This is a genomic window from Pseudomonas sp. NPDC078700, assembly GCF_044542375.1.
Classification (GTDB): domain Bacteria; phylum Pseudomonadota; class Gammaproteobacteria; order Pseudomonadales; family Pseudomonadaceae; genus Aquipseudomonas.
In genome coordinates, this window is the sequence record NZ_JBITUI010000006.1 from 41,470 (window position 1) to 60,271 (window position 18,802).

General features: G+C 54.5%; 18 protein-coding genes and 2 pseudogenes. 7 read left to right on the forward strand and 13 right to left on the reverse strand.

Translation table 11 applies throughout. From position 1 onward, the window contains the following. The first annotated feature begins 246 nt into the window (after positions 1-246). The gene (locus ACIGCM_RS19065) at positions 247-936 is read left to right on the forward strand and encodes an alpha/beta family hydrolase (protein WP_397503627.1); all 690 of its coding nucleotides are present in this window, start codon (positions 247-249) and stop codon (positions 934-936) included. A gap of 4 nt (positions 937-940) precedes the next feature. On the opposite strand, the gene ACIGCM_RS19070 is transcribed toward ACIGCM_RS19065, so the two are convergent. The 7 genes and pseudogenes from ACIGCM_RS19070 to acnA form a co-directional block, all read right to left on the reverse strand. After that, positions 941-1,363: a hypothetical protein gene (locus ACIGCM_RS19070; RefSeq protein ID WP_397503628.1), complete on the reverse strand. Its 423-nt coding sequence runs from the start codon at positions 1,361-1,363 to the stop codon at positions 941-943. An 86-nt stretch (positions 1,364-1,449) separates the two neighbouring features. Further along, positions 1,450-1,839 carry a VOC family protein gene (locus ACIGCM_RS19075; RefSeq protein ID WP_397503629.1) on the reverse strand — a complete coding sequence of 130 codons (390 nt, stop codon included), beginning with the start codon at positions 1,837-1,839 and terminating at the stop codon, positions 1,450-1,452. A 72-nt stretch (positions 1,840-1,911) separates the two neighbouring features. Next, positions 1,912-2,499, reverse strand: a complete 588-nt coding sequence (locus ACIGCM_RS19080; RefSeq protein ID WP_397503630.1) for a hypothetical protein — start codon at positions 2,497-2,499, stop codon at positions 1,912-1,914. A 120-nt stretch (positions 2,500-2,619) separates the two neighbouring features. Next, entirely contained in the window at positions 2,620-2,949 is a 330-nt protein-coding gene (locus ACIGCM_RS19085; protein ID WP_397503631.1) for a DHCW motif cupin fold protein, read from the reverse strand. A gap of 90 nt (positions 2,950-3,039) precedes the next feature. Beyond that, positions 3,040-4,122 (reverse strand): annotated as a pseudogene (locus ACIGCM_RS19090) (methyl-accepting chemotaxis protein); the annotation flags it as partial. Between the two features lie 204 nt (positions 4,123-4,326). After that, a pseudogene (locus tag ACIGCM_RS19095) lies at positions 4,327-4,605 on the reverse strand (PAS domain-containing protein); the annotation flags it as partial. A gap of 174 nt (positions 4,606-4,779) precedes the next feature. Beyond that, entirely contained in the window at positions 4,780-7,524 is a 2,745-nt protein-coding gene (gene acnA, locus ACIGCM_RS19100; RefSeq protein WP_397503632.1) for an aconitate hydratase AcnA, read from the reverse strand. 339 nt (positions 7,525-7,863) lie between these two features. Between acnA and rlmM the strand changes: the two genes are divergently transcribed. The 3 genes from rlmM to ACIGCM_RS19115 all read left to right on the forward strand — a co-directional run bounded on the left by rlmM (position 7,864) and on the right by ACIGCM_RS19115 (position 9,701). Further along, entirely contained in the window at positions 7,864-8,919 is a 1,056-nt protein-coding gene (gene rlmM / locus ACIGCM_RS19105; RefSeq protein ID WP_397503633.1) for a 23S rRNA (cytidine(2498)-2'-O)-methyltransferase RlmM, read from the forward strand. Between the two features lie 64 nt (positions 8,920-8,983). Beyond that, positions 8,984-9,235, forward strand: coding sequence for a sulfurtransferase TusA (tusA, locus tag ACIGCM_RS19110; RefSeq protein WP_397503634.1), 252 nt, complete (start codon positions 8,984-8,986; stop codon positions 9,233-9,235). 13 nt (positions 9,236-9,248) lie between these two features. Then, on the forward strand, positions 9,249-9,701 hold the full coding sequence (locus tag ACIGCM_RS19115; RefSeq protein WP_397503635.1) for a gamma-glutamylcyclotransferase family protein: 453 nt from the start codon (positions 9,249-9,251) through the stop codon (positions 9,699-9,701). Here the strand turns inward: ACIGCM_RS19115 and ACIGCM_RS19120 are convergent. Both ACIGCM_RS19120 and ACIGCM_RS19125 read right to left on the reverse strand, forming a co-directional pair. Beyond that, positions 9,659-10,708 (reverse strand): DUF3080 family protein, encoded by a 1,050-nt coding sequence (locus ACIGCM_RS19120; RefSeq protein ID WP_397503815.1) that lies wholly within the window; start codon positions 10,706-10,708, stop codon positions 9,659-9,661. The two genes, ACIGCM_RS19115 and ACIGCM_RS19120, sit on opposite strands and share 43 nt — an antisense overlap. A 23-nt stretch (positions 10,709-10,731) precedes the next feature. Further along, positions 10,732-12,126: an MATE family efflux transporter gene (locus tag ACIGCM_RS19125; protein ID WP_397503636.1), complete on the reverse strand. Its 1,395-nt coding sequence runs from the start codon at positions 12,124-12,126 to the stop codon at positions 10,732-10,734. 178 nt (positions 12,127-12,304) lie between these two features. Between ACIGCM_RS19125 and pdxB the strand changes: the two genes are divergently transcribed. After that, entirely contained in the window at positions 12,305-13,450 is a 1,146-nt protein-coding gene (gene pdxB, locus ACIGCM_RS19130) for a 4-phosphoerythronate dehydrogenase PdxB (RefSeq protein WP_397503637.1), read from the forward strand. Positions 13,451-13,485: 35 nt separating this feature from the next. Here pdxB and ACIGCM_RS19135 read toward each other — a convergent pair whose 3' ends face one another. After that, a complete protein-coding gene (locus tag ACIGCM_RS19135; protein ID WP_397503638.1) occupies positions 13,486-13,662 on the reverse strand; it encodes a PA1571 family protein in 177 nt (58 codons plus the stop codon). A 202-nt stretch (positions 13,663-13,864) separates the two neighbouring features. Between ACIGCM_RS19135 and ACIGCM_RS19140 the strand changes: the two genes are divergently transcribed. Beyond that, entirely contained in the window at positions 13,865-14,989 is a 1,125-nt protein-coding gene (locus tag ACIGCM_RS19140) for an ATP-NAD kinase family protein (RefSeq protein WP_397503639.1), read from the forward strand. 187 nt (positions 14,990-15,176) lie between these two features. Then, complete coding sequence (locus tag ACIGCM_RS19145; protein WP_397503640.1) at positions 15,177-16,955, forward strand: ABC transporter transmembrane domain-containing protein; 1,779 nt, start codon at positions 15,177-15,179, stop codon at positions 16,953-16,955. On the opposite strand, the gene rhtA is transcribed toward ACIGCM_RS19145, so the two are convergent. From rhtA to ACIGCM_RS19160, 3 genes are all read right to left on the reverse strand, one after another. Beyond that, positions 16,952-17,836, reverse strand: coding sequence for a threonine/homoserine exporter RhtA (gene rhtA, locus ACIGCM_RS19150; RefSeq protein ID WP_397503641.1), 885 nt, complete (start codon positions 17,834-17,836; stop codon positions 16,952-16,954). The two genes, ACIGCM_RS19145 and rhtA, sit on opposite strands and share 4 nt — an antisense overlap. A 70-nt stretch (positions 17,837-17,906) precedes the next feature. Further along, entirely contained in the window at positions 17,907-18,188 is a 282-nt protein-coding gene (locus tag ACIGCM_RS19155; RefSeq protein ID WP_397503642.1) for a pyrimidine/purine nucleoside phosphorylase, read from the reverse strand. A gap of 64 nt (positions 18,189-18,252) precedes the next feature. Further along, positions 18,253-18,801 carry an exonuclease domain-containing protein gene (locus tag ACIGCM_RS19160; RefSeq protein ID WP_397503643.1) on the reverse strand — a complete coding sequence of 183 codons (549 nt, stop codon included), beginning with the start codon at positions 18,799-18,801 and terminating at the stop codon, positions 18,253-18,255. Position 18,802 lies beyond the last annotated feature (1 nt).

Below are 18,802 nucleotides of genomic sequence, written 5' to 3' on the forward strand. Positions count from 1 at the left end.
CGCTGGTCGCTGGGTGCGACGCCAGGTCGCACTTTGATTTTGTATCATGCGGCCCAATATCGCCAAGCCGCCAGCGAATCACACCAAACCAGTTACCGCAACTACTTATCTTTAGCTGACAGCTAGATACTCTGCTGTCGGGTCAAATGTGTTTTGTGTAACAGGCTCCATGACTCAATTTTGCTCCTCCTTGGTGGTCTAACCATGGGTAACGCGAATGATTAAAGGCCCATAGTGCATACAAGTATGGATAAAACATCAGTTAAAAATGTTGATCAAGATCAATGCAGCCCCGCAGTGCCCTGCCCGGAACTGCTTTGGAACAGGCCTCAGGGCGCGTGTCATGCCACTCTGATTCTGGCCCACGGCGCAGGCGCGCCCATGGACAGCGAATTTATGCACAGCGTAAGCCGATTGCTCGTGGCGCGAGGTATTGCTGTAGTGCGCTTTGAGTTTGCTTACATGGCGACTAGACGGGTTGATGGCAAGCGCCGGCCACCGAACCCGCAGAAACAACTGCTTGAACAGTGGCGCAGGGTTTATGCCGAGGTACGCCAGAACGTAGAGGGGATTGTTGCGATTGGTGGCAAGTCCATGGGCGGGCGCATGGCAAGCATTGTCGCTGATGAGCTAGGTGTCGATGGGTTGGTGTGTTTGGGCTACCCGTTTTATGCCTCAGGCAAACCTGAGAAACCAAGAACCGCACACCTTGAGTCGCTCAAGTCGCGTACTTTGATTGTCCAGGGTGAACGTGATGCGCTGGGTAACATGCAAACTGTTGCAGGATACAGCCTGTCTTCGGCGATCAGGCTGTATTGGCTTACTGCTGCGGATCACGACCTCAAGCCGCTGAAAAGCTCAGGCTTTACACATGCAGGGCACCTTGAGTCAGCGGCGAACGAAATCGCTGCTTTCATGGCATTGCTAGGCAAATAACGGCTCATGCGGTCTTATTTCGGTTAAGGCGAATTGCAATAAGTGCGGTGATAATGCTGAAACTTGCCGCTAAACCCGCAATCCAGCCGAAAAACCACAGCTTTCCTGCAACGTCATCTTCGGCATAAGAGGCGGCAAATTGGGTCTTGCCATAGAGGGTGACGGCGATGCTTATCACCAATAATGTTGCGAAGGTAACAAGTTGCAACTGGCTGCGCTGACCTGCCAGCGTAGCCAAGGTACTCATCAGCACGCCTGCAGCAATCGCAAAGTAGGCGATTTTCATTCCCCAAAATGGATGCGCGCCGAGTGTTACGGGGCCGCCAAAGAAAACAAATGCCAAAATGACCAACGCTGCAATGGCCGCACCTTTTACAGTCGAAAGGCTACGGCGGGGATGGGCTGTGATTGCGTGAGTGTTGAGCATCTTAAGTCCTTGGCTAGATTGGCTGTCGCATGTACGACACTCTAGTGAGGCCTTGAGCGGTTAAAAATTACAGCGGCACGCAACAATTAGAGGGTGGCTTGGTACAGCTCAAGGGGCAAACCATCCGGATCACTAAAGAAGGTGAAGTTACGCCCTGTATATTCATCGACACGAATGGGCTCGACGCTAACACCTCGGTGCTCCAGGTAAGCTTTCATCTGCGCGACATTATCGACTTCGAATGCCAAGTGGCGCAGTCCTTGCGCCTCTGGATATGAGGGGCGAGCAGGGGCATCGGTGAAGGAGAACAGCTCGATCTGTGTTCCGTCGGCTAAGGCTAGGTCGAGCTTGTAGGACCTACGTGCTTGCCGGTAGTGCTCAGCGATTACCTGCAAGCCAAGGATTTCGACATAAAACTGCTTAGAACGTGGGTAGTCTGAACAAATGATGGCCGCGTGGTGGATGCGTTTTAACATGAAGGGCAAGGCTCAACAGGCAAGGTGTGCAACAAATGTTAAGCCTGTTGGGCAACCTGCTGCCAGCCAGGTTCAATTTTGGGGCTGAGCGCTCATGAGTGCTGACATTTCGGGTGTGTCAGAAAACTGCGAGAACCGGTCTTTGAATGCGTTAACCGATTGCTGCTGATTGTTGATCACGCACATTGAGGTCAGTGGGTGTGCCGTGGTGCACTGCTCAGGCACAGAGCCAATGCCGCAATAGCGTTGACCGTACCAAGCCAGGCTTGGGCTTTGTTGTACGCACCCGTAGGACACATCGCCTATGTAGTTAATTGCGCCGTTCGTGACGCTGAAGGTCAGTGGCCGGCTGTAAGTACCCAGCCAGGCTTTGCTTGGGCCAATTGCCGAGACCGAATAGGTGCCTGCTGGTAACCACATTGAGAACTCAGAGGCGTTGGCGTCCGTAATGGTGTAAGTACTGCCACTCAAGGTGTCACGAAATTGAATATCTGCACCGGCATAGGCAGCGTCATCAATTGATCCAACGATGATGCCCGCATTTTGCAGGTTGAATTTTTCATCATTGGTAACTGTGTACTCGGGCGAAGGCAGCGAGGTGCACCCCGCGATTGCTGAGCATAAGCAGACAGCGAGCAGACTTGTAGACGTAAGCTTCATGCAGACACCTGATCCTGATGTATGTTTTAGCGTATAGGGCTACGCTGTCGAGTTCATTGAGATGCAACTGCTTTTCAAATGCAGATCCTTGCTGAACTAAATGTAGGGTAGGTATGGCATTCAATCAACTACGAATAGCTTGGCACCTGTTTGTGTCGAGGAGCGATGGGGCTCCGCTTTGTCCGCAACTTGATAGCTCATGCCCGGTTTCAGCGTGAATGTGCGGCCATCTTCCAGTTCTGTATGCAGCTCGCCTTCCAGGCAGAACAGCACATGGCCTTTAGTGCACCAGTGGTCGGCCAGGTAGCCGGCTGAGTATTCGACGATTCGCACACGAATATCGCCAAACATACAGGTGCGCCATGTCGCCTGGCCTGTTTCGCCTGCATGTTCAGTCGGCTCTACCTTCGACCAGTCAGTGGTCACAAACGGGATATTGCTGATATTCATCGGGGAGGCTCAAAGGCATTATCGAAGACCGTGATAATGCCTTTGAGCGGTTTTCTCTAGGCTTGGTTTAGGCGCATCGCGCTCACCGGTTTAGCGGTTGAAGCGCTCGACCAGCGAGTACTGACCCAGCGCTGTTTGGGTCAATTCTTGGCTCAGTGTTGCGGTGCTTTGAGCATCACCTGCCGTTTGGTCGGAGAGTTGCGCAATGGTGGTGATGTTGCGGTTAATTTCATCTGCTACTGCACTTTGCTCCTCCGCAGCAGCGGCGATTTGATCAGCCATGTCGGCGATATTGGCCACCGAGTCGCTAATACCGGACAGCGCCTCGTCAGCTTTCAATACGCGGTCCACACCTTCGTCAGCCTGTTTGCGGCCGATTTCCATGGTCATTACAGCTTCCTCGGCGGTGCGCTGAAGCTTGGCGATCAAGCCATGGATTTGCTCGGTTGATTCAGCGGTGCGCTGGGCCAGAGAGCGAACTTCGTCAGCCACCACGGCAAAGCCACGGCCCATCTCGCCAGCACGTGCAGCTTCGATGGCGGCGTTAAGCGCGAGCAGGTTGGTTTGATCAGCAATGCCTTTAATCACGTCAACCACACCGCCGATTTCGTTACTGTCGTTGGCCAGGCGGGTGACGGTTTCGCCAGTTTCGCTGACCGATACCGACAAGCGCTGAATGGCTTCACGGGTTTCGGCGGCGATGGCGCGCCCTTGACTGGATAGTCGGTTGGCTTCTTGGGTCGCAATAGCTGTGCGAGCTACATTGCTCGCGACTTCCAGTGTGGTGGCGGCCATTTCATTAACTGCAGTGGCGACCAGTTCAGTTTCTTGACGTTGACGCTCAAGGCCAGAAGAGCTGTTTTGCGCCAGAGAGTCTGCTTGGCGTGCTTGTTTGGTGAGGTTTTCAGCGCTGTCTTGCAAGCGAGTTAAGCAGGTTTTCAGACGCGCCTCTTGGCTCAGTGCTGACATTTCAAGCTGACCTAGAGGGCCTTGCGTGTCGGTGTACATCTGGGCGATCAGTGGATCTGAAGTGGTTTTTTCAGCCAAGCTCAACAAACGCCTGAAACCACGCTGCTGCCAGTGCAAGCCCAGTGCGCCGACCGGCACAGCTACCAATGCCGCGGCTAATAAGCCGTAGCCAGTCGGGAGCCAGGAGCCTATCAGCCAACTGATCATGGCAATGAGCAAGAAGGGAGCCCAGTCGGCTAAAATGGGCTGCACTTTTGCAGCAGATGACATGGCGGGCTTGCCAGCGTTGAGGCGTGTGTACAGGTTTTCAGCGCGCTTGATCTGTTCGCTGGTGGGTTTGATCCGCACCGACTCATAACCAACAACCTTGTTGCTTTCAAGCACCGGGGTGACATAAGCGTTGACCCAATAGTGGTCGCCATTTTTGCAGCGGTTTTTGACGATACCCATCCATGGGCGACCTTTTTTCAAGGTGGTCCACATGTGCTCGAACACTGCTGCTGGAACATCCGGGTGGCGCACAAGGTTGTGCGGCGCACGGATCAGTTCTTCGCTGCTAAAGCCGCTGATCGCTGTAAATGCGTCGTTGCAATAGGTGATCTGGCCCTTGAGGTCAGTCGTGGAGATCAGCCGTTGTTCGGCAGGGAAGGTGCGTTCACGTTGGGTGATAGGCTGATTGTTTCGCATGACGTCGCAGATCCATTGAATTGATACTGCATGTCATCGGCCTGAAACGTCGCAAGTTGAGGCTTTTTTGCGATAAAAATGTAAGTAAGAGGTGGTTTTATTGATCTGTGTCAGTTAATCGTAGTCGGGCCGAGGCGCTCGGACTGGAGATGATGTCCGAGCGCTCTAGTCAGGCTATTTTGCGGCAATCAATTGGCGCAGTACATAATGCAAAATACCGCCCGCTTTGAAGTATTCAACTTCGTTAAGGGTGTCGATTCGGCAAAGCACTTCAACGCGCTCGCTACTACCATCTTCGCGGCTGATTTCGACAATAAGGTTCATCATCGGACGAATTTCAACGCCGTCCAATCCAGTGATTTTCAAGGTCTCCTTGCCGGTTAGTCCCAGGCTCTTGCGGTCTTGACCGTCCTTGAATTGTAGCGGCAGTACGCCCATGCCCACCAAATTAGAGCGGTGAATACGTTCGAAGCTCTCAGCCAGAACCGCCTTGACCCCGAGCAGGTTGGTGCCTTTTGCTGCCCAGTCACGGGATGAGCCTGTGCCATATTCTTTGCCGGCAATGACCACCAATGGCGTGCCTTCTTCCTGGTAGCGCATGGCAGCGTCATATATAGACAGCTGTTCGCCACTTGGAATATGGATGGTGTTACCGCCTTCGCTGCCATCAAGCATTTCATTGCGGATGCGGATGTTGGCAAAGGTGCCGCGCATCATTACTTCATGATTGCCTCGACGCGAGCCATAGGAGTTGAAGTCAGCAGGCTCAACCCCTTTTTCGCGAAGGTAACGACCCGCTGGGCTGTCGCTTTTAATATTACCTGCTGGCGAGATATGGTCGGTGGTCACCGAGTCGCCTAACAACGCCAGCACCCGCGCATCCCGGATGTCGCCGATGTGCGGCGGCGCGTCGGCGATGCCTTCAAAGAACGGCGGGTGCTGGATATAGGTTGAATCGTCTTGCCAGCTGTAGGTGTCATCCTCGGATACTTTGATCGCTTGCCACTGCTCATCGCCGCTGAAGACTTCGGCGTATTCTTTGCGGAACATGGCCGTGTTGACTTTCATGATCGCATCGCTGATTTCTTTCTGCGTCGGCCAGATATCCTTCAGGTACACCGGATTGCCGTCTTTATCATCGCCAAGGGGCTGCTCGGCAATATTGATGCGCACATTGCCTGCTAAGGCATAGGCGACGACTAGGGGGGGCGATGCCAGCCAGTTGGTTTTCACCAGTGGGTGCACCCGGCCTTCAAAGTTTCGATTGCCGGAAAGCACCGATGCGACAGTCAGGTCAGCGCTCTGGATAGCTTTCTCGATGGGGGCGGGCAGTGGGCCCGAGTTACCGATGCAGGTTGTGCAGCCATAGCCCACCAAATCGAAGCCAAGCTTATCCAGGTATTGGGTGAGCCCAGCGGCATTAAAGTACTCAGTGACTACTTTAGAGCCAGGTGCCAGCGAGCTTTTCACCCAAGGCTTACGCTGCAGGCCTTTCTCGACTGCTTTTTTTGCTACCAAGCCAGCCGCCATCATCACGCTTGGGTTTGAGGTATTTGTGCACGAGGTGATAGCCGCAATCACCACTGCGCCATTTTTTAGGCGGTGGGATTGGCCTTCAAATTCGTAATCGACCTCGCGTGTAGACGCTTCACTGCCAACGGCTGCTCCGCCTCCGCCCTCGCTGAGTAAGCGGCCTTCTTCTTTGCCACTTGGTTTGAGTTGGAGGCCAACAAAGTCATCGAAGGCATTATGTACTTGAGTCAGAGGTACCCGGTCTTGAGGCCGTTTAGGGCCTGCCAGACTGGCTTCAACGCTGCCCATATCGAGCGATAAACTGTCGGTGAACGTCGGCTCCTGGCCTTGCTCGCGCCATAAACCTTGGGCTTTCGAATACGCTTCAACCAGTGCCACTGCGTCGTCCGGGCGGCCTGACAGGCGCAAATAACCCAGGGTGATCTCATCCACCGGAAAGAAGCCACAGGTCGCGCCGTACTCGGGTGCCATGTTGGCGATTGTTGCGCGGTCAGCCAGCGGCAGCTCAGCCAGGCCATCGCCGTAAAACTCCACGAACTTGCCAACCACGCCTTTGCTGCGCAGCATTTGGGTGACGGTGAGTACCAAGTCGGTTGCTGTAATGCCTTCTGGCAACTTGCCGGTCAGCTTAAAGCCAATGACTTCAGGAATCAGCATTGAAACGGGCTGGCCAAGCATGGCGGCTTCAGCCTCAATGCCGCCAACGCCCCAGCCCAGCACGCCGAGACCATTGATCATGGTGGTGTGAGAGTCGGTGCCGACTAAGGTGTCTGGGAAGGCGAACGTTTGCCCGTCTTCTTCTTTGGTCCAAACCGTACGCCCAAGGTATTCAAGGTTTACCTGATGACAAATGCCAGTGCCGGGCGGCACTACACTGAAATTATCGAAGGCATGCTGACCCCAGCGCAGAAACTCATAGCGCTCGCCATTGCGCTGCATCTCAATCTCAACGTTTTGGTTGAATGCATCGTCTGTGCCGAATTTATCGACCATTACTGAGTGGTCAATCACCAGGTCAACTGGGGACAGCGGGTTGATCTTTTGCGGATCACCGCCGGCTTTGCTCATGGCGTCACGCATTGCCGCAAGGTCGACGACTGCAGGTACACCGGTAAAGTCCTGCATCAGCACGCGAGCAGGGCGGTATTGGATTTCTCGGTCTGAACTGCGCTTTTTCAGCCAGGCAGCGATGGCTTTGAGATCGTCGCCAGTGACAGTTTTATCGTCTTCCCAGCGTAATAAATTCTCGAGCAGTACCTTCAGTGACATGGGTAATTTGTCGATGTTGCCGAGCGCTTTGGCGGCTTCGGGCAAGCTGAAGTACTGGTAGGTTTTGTCGCCGACTTTCAGGCTTTGGCGACTGTTCAGGCTATTTAGGGATGGCATTTAAAGCTCCTTCTTTGGCCACACGGCTGGCCGGGCTGAACATCGTGTTTTCTCATGGCAGGCTTAAAAGTTAGCCCTGGTGGGGCTGTCTTGCCATTTATGGGGGTCTATTTTTACCCTGACACTCATGGCCGATAACATCAAGCTGCTATCAATTGACCTCGAGTGCTGTTGAAAACCACTGTTTGCTCCATAAAAACGCGTTCCGAGGGCTTCAAGCAAGCTCCTTTCACGCCCTGATAACAGGCCGTAATTTTTTGTACGGGTTATTAAGCTGGACAGGATTTACAGCTCTGGGTTCCCAACTTCGCTATCATGCGCGTCTTGAGGAGATCCCCGATGAATACTTTGTTACTGCATTGCCGGCCCGGATTTGAAAGCGAGGTCTGCTCTGAAATCAGCGAGCATGCTGCCAATCTGCATGTTGCTGGCTACGCCAAGGCTAAGGCCAGCACAGCCTGCGCTGAATTTATCTGCACTGAAGAGGGCGGTGCCGAGCGTTTGATGCGGGGTGTTAACTTCAAACAACTGATTTTCCCTCGTCAGTGGGCGCGCGGTGTATTCATTGATCTCCCTGAAACAGATCGCATCAGCGTGTTACTTGAGCATCTACGCGACTTTCCCGTGTGCGGCAGTGTCTGGCTTGAAGTGCTCGATACCAATGATGGCAAGGAGCTTTCGAATTTCTGTAAGAAATTCGAAGTGCCGCTGCGCAAGGCGTTAAGTAAAGCCGGCAAGCTGGTTGAGCAGCCGGGCAAGCCGCGCCTACTGCTGACATTCAAAAGTGGCCGTGAAGTCTTTGCAGGTCTGGCTGAGTCGAACAACAGTGCAATTTGGCCAATGGGCATTCCACGCTTGAAATTCCCGCGTGAGGCACCGAGTCGCTCGACCTTAAAACTTGAGGAGGCCTGGCATACATTTATTCCGCGTGAGGAATGGGACGAGCGCCTGAATGGTGATATGACAGGGGTTGATTTAGGTGCAGCGCCAGGGGGCTGGACCTATCAACTGGTCAGGCGTGGCATGCTGGTGACCGCCATTGATAATGGGCCCATGGCGCAAAGCTTGATGGATACCGGTTTGGTCCAGCACTTAATGGCTGACGGCTTTACCTACAAGCCACGCCAGCCGGTTGATTGGATGGTCTGCGATATTGTTGAAAAGCCAGCGCGCAATGCGGCCCTACTGGAGACCTGGATCGGCGAAGGGTTATGCCGCGAGGCGGTGGTCAATCTCAAGTTGCCGATGAAGCAGCGTTACGCCGAAGTCCGCAAGCTGCTCGACCGGATGGAAGCGGGTTTTGCTGAGCGGCGTATCAAGGTGTCGATTGCCTGCAAGCAGCTCTATCACGACCGTGAAGAGGTCACCTGTCACCTCCGTCGTTTAGGGAAATAACACCAATAGGTGACCTTGGGGTCAGCTTTGCGCGACAATAGCGCTATCTATTTGGAGTGTTTAGATGTCTGACCCGAAAAAACTCACCCCTGACTCGGTGCTTGATGCCAGCGGCCTTAACTGCCCTGAACCAGTAATGATGCTGCATAACAAAGTGCGCGACATGCAAGCTGGCAGCTTGCTCAAGGTGATCGCGACTGACCCTTCCACGCGCCGCGATGTGCCTAAATTCTGCGTGTTTCTTGGCCACGACTTGCTGGATCAAGCTGAAGAGTCAGGGACTTATTTGTACTGGATCCGCACGAAGCTCGATTAATCACGAGGCTGCAATGGATTGGTATTTTGCCTACGGTTCCAATATGAATCCCGCACGCATGCAAGCGCGGGGCCTTCATGTGCTTGAGGCGCGGGCAGGGCAGTTAAGCGGTTTTGCCTTGCGTTTTAACAAGCGCGCTGCAACGGTTATGGGGCAGGCGTTCGCGAATATCGTTTACCAGCCGGGAAGCGTGGTTGAGGGCATACTGTATCGATTAGCTGATGCTGGGGAAATTGATAAGCTAGATCCTTTCGAAGGCACTCCAGTGCTCTACAGTCGCGAACGGATGCACATCACTACAGCGCAGGACGATATTGCCGCTTGGGTTTACATTGCCAATCCGGCATTTCGTGAAGAGGGTCTGCTGCCTTCGCGTGAGTATTTAGGGCATTTACTGCAAGGCCGTGAGTTTCTCTCCGAGGCTTACTGGGCGGCGTTGTCTGCGTCACCCACCCATCCAGATTGACCCGGCGCCAGGCCACAGCTCTTTAGGGTTGTTTGCCAGGCTTTAATATGCCGTTTAGTGGCATGCTGGAATTGGCTCCACAGTGAACCATTCGGCCCGGCAAGTGCCAGCAGGTACTGTTTCAACGCCGGTGGAACCTGCTTGATCTCACTCATCTGCATCAGGCTTTCGCTCCAGCGTTTGCCGCGCTGATCAACCTTGGCTAAATAAGGTTGCAGCCTGCCTGCATAGAATTTAACAAAGACGTTTTGCAAGACTCGTGCTTGCTCAGTTGCTCGCCGTTGTGGGCATATGGGGCGTTGGGTTTGTCGTATTTCCAAGGCCTCGCTGCCTTGATTGAGGGTTTTGGTAAGGGTGCTCAGGCTGCTGATCAATTGGCCGCCTTGGTCAGTGGCGAGCAGGGCGAAGAATAGCGGATCCAGCTCATCGCTGGCGGGGGGTAAATGGTCAGGTAATTGTTGGCCAATGCTGACCAGGTTAGCCAGTGCGTCTTGGGCCGGGTCGCTATCGCTGACATCAGCAGGAAGTGGCATAGGTGCAAAGCGTAAAAATTGCTCAAATTCTGGGCTGGCATTGAGTGCATTCCAGTACACCCGTGGAAGTTGCGCTCGTTTTTCTAATGCCACCTGGCTTAGCTGCTGGTTAAAGTCGTTGTCTTCGACAGCATTCAAGCGTTGCTGGCAAGCTGCAATCTCACGCAGTAAATCACCTTCATAGGCCAGTCGGTTGCTTGGCTGCATCTGTTTGCCGAGTATGCTGTTGCGCTGGCTAATTAGAATCTGCAAGGCGGGGCAGCGGTGTACATCGATGATCAGGTCGAGCAGGCTGATACGCAGTTCAGGAATCTCCATGACCCGGTCGCGGCGTGGCGGCATTCGATAAAGCCTGCCTTGTTCTGCGGCTGTGCTTATTTCGACATCTGTAGCATTTGCCACGCGATACAGGTAGTCGGCCTGCAAGGCTTGCGCATCATTGGCAGGCTTGCACCCTGCGAGCGCCGCTAACATTGCCAAGGTTAGAAATCTTAAGATCATCCCGCCAGTTTAGATAAGCGAATGCGTTTGCGTGCGCTTCTGCTCAAGCGTATGGCCAGCATCACGGCTGCGCAGGTTAATCCGACCACTAAGCCTTGCCACAGTCCTTGTGGCCCGGAAGGCTCGCCGAGCCAGTTGGACAAGCCCAGCGCGTAACCAACCGGCAAGCCAATCCCCCAATAAGCGAATAGCGTCAGCAGCATGGTGACCCGTGTGTCCTGATAGCCGCGCAAGGCACCGGCAGCCGTGACCTGAATCGCATCCGAGAGTTGAAACAGTGCGGCATAGATAATCAGTGTGGAGGCCAGTGCAATCACGGTTGGGTCTGGGGTGTAGATGCTGACGATTTGCTCGCGCAGCAGCAATATCAGCGTGGCCGAGCAACAGGCGTAAGCCAATGCGGTCGCCATGCTGACGCCCGCCGCGAAGCGAGCGCCACGGGCGTCGTGGCGGCCCAATGCCTGGCCAACCCGTACCGTTGCGGCCATGCCCAATGAATAGGGAATCATAAACACCAGCGAGCTGAAGTTGAGGGCAATCTGGTGACCCGCAACAACTGTCGCACCCAGGCCACCAATCAACAGGGCGATCACTGCGAAAATACTCGACTCTGCAAACACGGCGATGCCGATGGGCAAGCCAATTGATAGCAGGCGCTTGATGACGGACCACTGAGGCCATTCGAAGTGTTTGAACAGTTCGCTGGCTTTGTAAAAGGATGCCCACTTGACCCAAATCAGCATGCACACAAACATAAAGGTCATGACCAGGCCAGTTGCCCAGCCACAGCCGACGCCGCCCATGGCAGGTAAGCCAAGCTTGCCGTAGATGAATATGTAGTTGAGTGGAATGTTCAGCATGAGCCCGAAAATGCCGATCACCATGCTTGGGCGGGTATGGCCAAGGCCATCACTGAAGCAGCGCAGCACATGGTAGAGCGCAACGGCTGGGAAACCACAGGCAACCGCACGTAGGTAGCCCATCGAAGGGGCTATCAGGTCAGGCTCGACATTCATGCTGTGCAAGACGATTTCGGCATTCCACAGAATGGTTGCCGCGCCGCCGCCGACCACAATTGCCAACCATAATGCCTGGCGCACCAAGGGCCCGATGCTGGATTCTTCTCCGGCACCGTAGCGCTGTGCAACTTTTGGGGTGGTGGCCAATAGAATGCCGGTCATCAGCAAGAAAACCGGTACCCAGATCGAATTGCCGAGCGCTACGGCGGCCAAATCTCGCGGGCCAACGCGTCCGGCCATCAAGGTGTCGACGAAACCCATGGCGGTATGCGCCAGTTGGGCGATGATAATCGGCGTGGCAAGCACCAGCAGGCTGCGAAGTTCACGGCTGGCGCGTTGAGCCCGTGTTTCAGCTACTGGTGTCGCAGACATGGTTGATGCTCTCGTAAAACAGCGCAGTATACGCTCTGACCATTTGGTCAGGATAGGCCGCAATTGATTGTTTTAGTTGGCCTGATGGCGGTTTTGCAATAATTGATTTGCGTGGGCGTGACAGATGACTCCGTGCACCTTGCTGTTAGAATACAGATCAGCCCCGCGGAGCCACGCCATGCGAATTGTTGCAGACGAAAACATCCCATTGCTTGATGAGTTTTTTGCCGACTTCGGCTCCATAACGCGCCTGCCCGGTCGTTCAATTGATGCCGCTGCAGTGGCTGATGCCGATGTGCTCTTGGTGCGGTCGGTAACTCAGGTCAGTCAGCAAATGCTGCAAGGCAGCCCGGTAAAGTTTGTTGGTACTTGCACCATTGGCACCGACCATCTTGATCTTGACTACTTTGAGCAAGCCAATATCGCTTGGTCCAGCGCTCCGGGTTGCAATGCACGCGGGGTTGTCGATTACGTCTTGTCGAGTTTGCTGGTGCTGGCCGAGGATCAAGGGGTTGATTTATCCACGCGCACATACGGCATTGTGGGTGCCGGTCAAGTTGGAAGCCGTTTGCAGGCGGTTTTGCAAGGGCTTGGCTGGAGGGTCTTAGTGTGTGATCCGCCGCGTCAACTGCTCGAGGGCGGGGACTTTGTCAGCCTGCAGCAGGTTATCAGCCAGTGCGATGTCATCAGTTTGCACACCCCGTTAAACAAAACCGGCGAGCATATTACTCAGCACTTGCTTAATACGGATAACCTGGCCCAGTTAAAACCGGATACCTGGCTTATCAATGCCAGCCGTGGCCCGGTCATCGACAACCTGGCCCTGCGCCGTATGCTAGAACAGCGTGACGATCTGCGTGCAGTGTTGGATGTCTGGGAGGCGGAGCCCACGGTGGATGTTGCGTTGGCCGCCTTGTGTCGGATCGCTACGCCGCATATTGCAGGCTACAGCCTTGATGGCAAGCTGCGCGGTACGGCGCAAATCTACACTGCTTTTTGTGCCTTTCTGGGGCAGGTGCCGAGGCATAACCTTGAAGACTTGATGCCTGCACCTTGGTTAACGCACATGCATTTTGATGCAACTGTGCAGTGCGACTGGTTGATCGCCAGCATCTGCCGGGCGGTTTATGACCCTCGCCGCGATGATGCGGATTTTCGCCGCAGTTTGTTCAGTGATAAAGCCCGGCAACGCGCGGCCTTCGATGCACTGCGCAAGCACTATCCGATGCGCAGAGAAGTCGAATTGCTCGGCGTCAGTTTTGTCGGGCAGCCCTTACCTGAGCATGTGCAAGTATTGCAGGCGCTGGGCGTGGCAAAGCGCTAGGCAAGCCAGCGCTTTGCGCCCTAAGCGCGGCAGAATCAGCCTTTTTCTTGCTGGGCGACGCGGCTTTTTTCCAGCTCGTCGCAGGCATCCTGAATCATGTGCTCGGTAATCTCGACTTCATGCCCTTGCTCGTCGATGATCGCGCCGCCTACGGGCTTGTCTTGTTCAACCGAGGGGGTATTGCCTGGGTTTTGCGGGTTTGAGTTGCTCATAACCGGTCTCCTCAGCCTGGTGCTTGGCTAAAACTGTAACCTCTGCGTGGCTCGCGGGCCAATTTGGATCGTGGCCATTTGGCCGCCTGGCTGCATGCAACCCGGCTTTCACGTAGGATTACTCTGCCAAAAAAGTCCCGTGCTTGAAAAGCAGGGAAACAATGAATTCGGATAAATTACAGCATTATTTTGGAGTGGATGTATGTCGCGCTTTCGCATCGGGTTAATTATCAACCCGCTCGCCGGTCTTGGTGGTCCTGCTGGCCTTAAGGGCAGTGATGGCGTTGCTGAGCAAGCGATAGCGCTGGGCGTCGAGCCAAAAGCAGCATTTCGCACCCGTACAGCCTTGAATGTCTTGGTTGAGCTAAATGAGCGCGTTGAGTTTGTGAGCTTTCCCGGCAGTATGGGGGCTGATTTGTTGGCCGATATGGGGTTTTCGCATCGCGTGCTCGGCTCTGTTAATGATGGGCAAACCACAGCTGATGACACTCGCAAGGCCGTGGAGCTTTTGCAGGATGCAGGTGTGGCGCTGATTTTATTTGCTGGGGGAGATGGCACCGCCCGCGATATCTGCGCTGCTGTGCGTCCTGGGCAGCCGGTCTTGGGTATTCCGGCCGGGGTAAAAATCCATTCTGGGGTCTATGCCATTAGCCCGCGAGCGGCGGGCGAATTAACTGGGCGACTTATCGCTGGAGGTTTGGTGCGCCTGGCCAGTGGTGAGGTACGCGATATTGATGAGACCGCGCTTCGTGAAGGGCGGGTGACAGCGCGTTGGTACGGTGAATTGAGCGTCCCGGAAGAAGGCGGTTTTGTCCAGCAGGTTAAGCAAGCGGGCGTGGAGTCCGAAGAGTTGGTGCTCAATGACTTAGCCGCCTGGCTCGAAGAAAGCTGGGAGCAAGACGTTCGTTACATCTTTGGGCCCGGTTCGACCCTGCATGGATTGGCGCAAAATCTTGGCCTGGAGACGACTCTGCTTGGGGTTGATGTGATTGAGAACGGCCAGGTAATCGCGCGCGATGTGACAGAAGCGCAGTTGTTTGAGTGGGTCGAGGGCCATCCTGCACGCTTGCTGGTCACAGCCATTGGCGGGCAGGGTCATATTCTTGGGCGCGGCAATCAGCAGGTCAGCGCGCGTGTAGTGCGCGCTGTCGGTCTTGAGCACATTCGTGTGGTGGCGACCAAGCGCAAGTTGTCAACGTTGGAGGGTCGGCCCTTGCTGGTGGATACCGGTGATATCAATCTTGACGACAGCTTTCCTGATGTAATCAAGGTGTGGGCAGGGTACAAGGAAGAGTTGCTCTATCCGCTTAGCGCCCACGCTGAATAATCGGAGTACCTTCGCAGCCCAATTGTTGTGCCGGTCGCGCAGTTGTGAGCCAGGGTGGACAAGCTTCGCGTGGCCGCACCTTGCGCGGGATCTGCCTAAGCCGACGACTCTGTGTCCACCAGGCAGGTGACTAAATGGTGTGTGAAAAAGCGTCGTACACCCTACAAACCAAGCCTATCGAGAGCGCATGAAATCATTTTTATCGTCGCGTCAAATCCACGCCATGCAAGTTGCCTGGGCTTTTATTGCGCCTTATCGCTTGCGCGTTGTGGGTGCGCTACTGGCCTTGATGTTCACCGCTGCAATTACCCTGTCTATGGGGCAGGGCATCAAGCTGCTGGTCGACCAAGGCTTGGCCACCCAGTCGCGCGAGGCGCTGGAGCACTCCATTGCGTTGTTTTTTGTCTTGGTGCTGGCATTGGCGTTTGGCACCTACACGCGGTTTTACCTGGTTTCGTGGCTGGGTGAGCGAGTAGTCGCCGATATTCGTAAGCGGGTGTTCAACCATCTTATTACGCTGCATCCGGGGTTTTACGAGAGCAACCGCAGCTCAGAAATTCAGTCGCGACTGACAGCCGATACCACGCTTTTACAATCGGTGATTGGCTCGTCACTGTCGATGGCATTGCGCAACCTGATCATCATGATCGGGGGTGTGGTTTTGTTGATTATTACAAATCCTAAACTCAGCGGGATTGTCTTGGTCGCGCTGCCACTGGTGGTTGCGCCTATCCTGATTTTCGGACGCCGTGTGCGCTCGCTATCACGCCAGAGCCAAGATCGTGTGGCTGATGTCGGCAGCTATGTGGCCGAGGTGCTTGGGCAAATTAAAACGGTTCAGGCTTACAACCACCAAAGCGAAGATATACGTCGTTTTGGCATTTCTGCTGAGGCGGCGTTTGATACGGCGCGCAAACGCATTGCCCAGCGTGCTTGGCTGATTACCATTGTCATTGTGCTGGTTTTAGGGGCTGTCGGAGTCATGCTTTGGGTGGGTGGCATGGATGTTATTGCCGGGCGCATCAGTGGTGGCGAGTTGGCTGCTTTTGTGTTCTACAGCCTGATTGTGGGGTCATCGTTTGGCACCTTAAGTGAAGTGATCGGTGAGTTGCAGCGTGCTGCGGGTGCTGCCGAACGGATCACTGAGTTGCTGCAGGCACGCAATGAAATCAGCGCGCCGACGGCAAATAAATTGACTTTGGCGCAGCCGGTCCAAGGTCGCATAGAGCTGCAAGATGTGCGTTTTGCCTACCCATCGCGGCTTAGCAGTTTTGCCATCGATGGAATCGATTTACAGGTCGAGCCGGGGCAAACAGTCGCCTTGGTGGGGCCGTCAGGTGCGGGTAAGTCGACGCTGTTTGATTTGTTGCTGCGGTTTTTCGATCCACAACATGGGCGAATACTGGTTGATGGTTTACCTATTGATCAGCTTGATCCGAGTGATTTAAGACAGTGCTTCGCGCTGGTGTCGCAAAACCCGGCGCTGTTTTTTGGCACGGTTGAAGACAATATTCGTTACGGCAAAACACAGGCGAGCTACGCCGATGTTGAAGCGGCTGCCCGGGCCGCCCATGCCCACGCGTTCATTATGAAGCTGCCTGAAGGCTATCAAACCCATTTGGGTGATGCCGGGATGGGCTTATCAGGTGGTCAGCGGCAACGTTTGGCCATTGCCAGGGCCTTGTTATTGGATGCGCCGATTTTGTTGCTGGATGAGGCCACCAGCGCCCTTGATGCTGAGAGCGAACATTTGATCCAGCAGGCGTTGCCGCGTCTGATGCAGGGCCGCACCACCTTGGTGATTGCGCACCGTCTGGCGACTGTTAAAAGCGCTGAGCGCATCGCTGTGATTGAGTCGGGTAAGCTCGTCGCCATCGGCTCGCATCAGCAGCTTATTGCCAGCAGTCCACTCTATGCGCGCTTGGCGGAGTTGCAGTTTTCAAACCCAGAGGTGCGTGATAGTTAGTCTTTCAGGGCGATAGGTTTGGTTTGCGGTCTGATCGTCGCCGCGGCACCCGCCGAGGCAAGAATGATGAAGCTGATGGCCAGCCACTGAGTGACATGCAATTGCTCGCTAAGAAACAGCAGGCCGGTGAGGGCTGCAACTGCTGGCTCTAAACTCATCAAAATGCTGAAAATGCGCGAAGGCAGGCGCGTCAGGGCAATCATTTCAAGGCTGTAAGGCAGTGCAGATGAGAGTACGGCAACTGCCAGTGCGATGGGGAGCAGATCTACGTTGTACAACGCAGAGCCGGCCTGCCACATGCCAATTGGGATAACCAGAGCTGCAGCAACCAGAGTGCCCAGGCAGGCAGTATGCTTGCCGTGTTGTGCGCCGGCTTTTTGGCCGAAAATGATGTACATCGCCCAGCACAGACCGGCACCAAGGGCAAACGCCATGCCGACTGGATCCAGTGCTTGTTCAGAGTGCGTACTGGGCAGCAGTAGCCACAAGCCGGTTACTGCCATCGCCACCCAGACAAAATCGAGCAGGCGTCGTGAAGACAGCAGTGCCAAGGCGAGTGGGCCGGTGAACTCAAGGGAGACGGCAATGCCCAGTGGAATGGTTTTCAGGGACATGTAAAACATCAGGTTCATGCCGCCCAATGCAAGCCCATACGCCAGTAATGCTTTGCAGGATGAAAGGGTTAAGCGCGCCTGCCACGGGCGCATAATAACCGCCAAGATAATTGCCCCGAAGCCCAGGCGCAGCGCCGTGGTGCCTTCTGCACCGATCACCGGAAACAGACTCTTCGCCAAGGATGCACCGCTCTGAATTGACACCATTGCCACCACGAGCAGGGCGATAGGTAAAACAATGGCGGTAGCGGAGATGGCGCGAGGCATTATTGATTCCAATTAAAATTTAAGTGCAAAAAAAACCGGCCTACTGGCCGGTCATTCAGCCTTCAAGCGTTTAGCGGTATTCGCAGAGGTAAGCGGTATCCACTGCAACTTTAAGCTTGAACTTGCTATTGGCCGGTACGGTGAAATTGCTGCCTGCTTCGTATGTTTCCCAGCTTTCAGAGCCTGCTTGCTGAACAGTCAGTGCACCTGCTACTACGTGCATCACTTCGAGTTGGCTGGTGCCGAACTCATAGTCACCTGCAGCCATTACACCAATTGTGGCCGGGCCTGCAGCCATATCGAAAGCAATAGATTTGACGGTGCCGTCGAAGTACTCATTTACTTTGAACATATGCAAATCCTCGTAAGGGCTGAAAAATGGCCCGCCAGTATGCCGAAGCCTGATCGAGGCGTCATCAGCTTTGAATAGGTAATACCAATGGCAGTAATCGAGCGGTGTTACGCGCATCGCTTAGCGCCCGGTGTTGTTGTCCGCTAAAACTGATTCCGGACAGTTGTAATGCGGTGTGCAGCCCCACGGGGTGTTGCAGTTTTCGAGCTTGGGCGAACGTTTTTTTAAGGTTCAGATGCTCTACAGTCCTTAAATGGCTAGTGATTTTTTGCTGTTGCCAATCCTGCTCAAGCTGGCGGCGGTCATATTCGCCCCAACTGGCCCAGCCCACTAGGCGGGAATGATGTTGGCTCAGCCAGCGTTCAAAATGTGGCCAAACCTCAGTGAATGCCATCGCGCTGTCTACGTCGCTTTGGTTGATACGAGTCAAATCGCGGCAAAATTTTGTCAGGTGGGGGCGTCTTATCGGTTTTACAAAGCGTTGGAAATGGTCAACCTCATGACCTTGGGTGTTTACCATGCTGGCGCCGATTTCGATAATTTCCATCTCCTCAATCGGCCAACCGCCTTCTTCTGTTGTGGCTTCCAGGTCAATCACTAACCAATGTCCCATA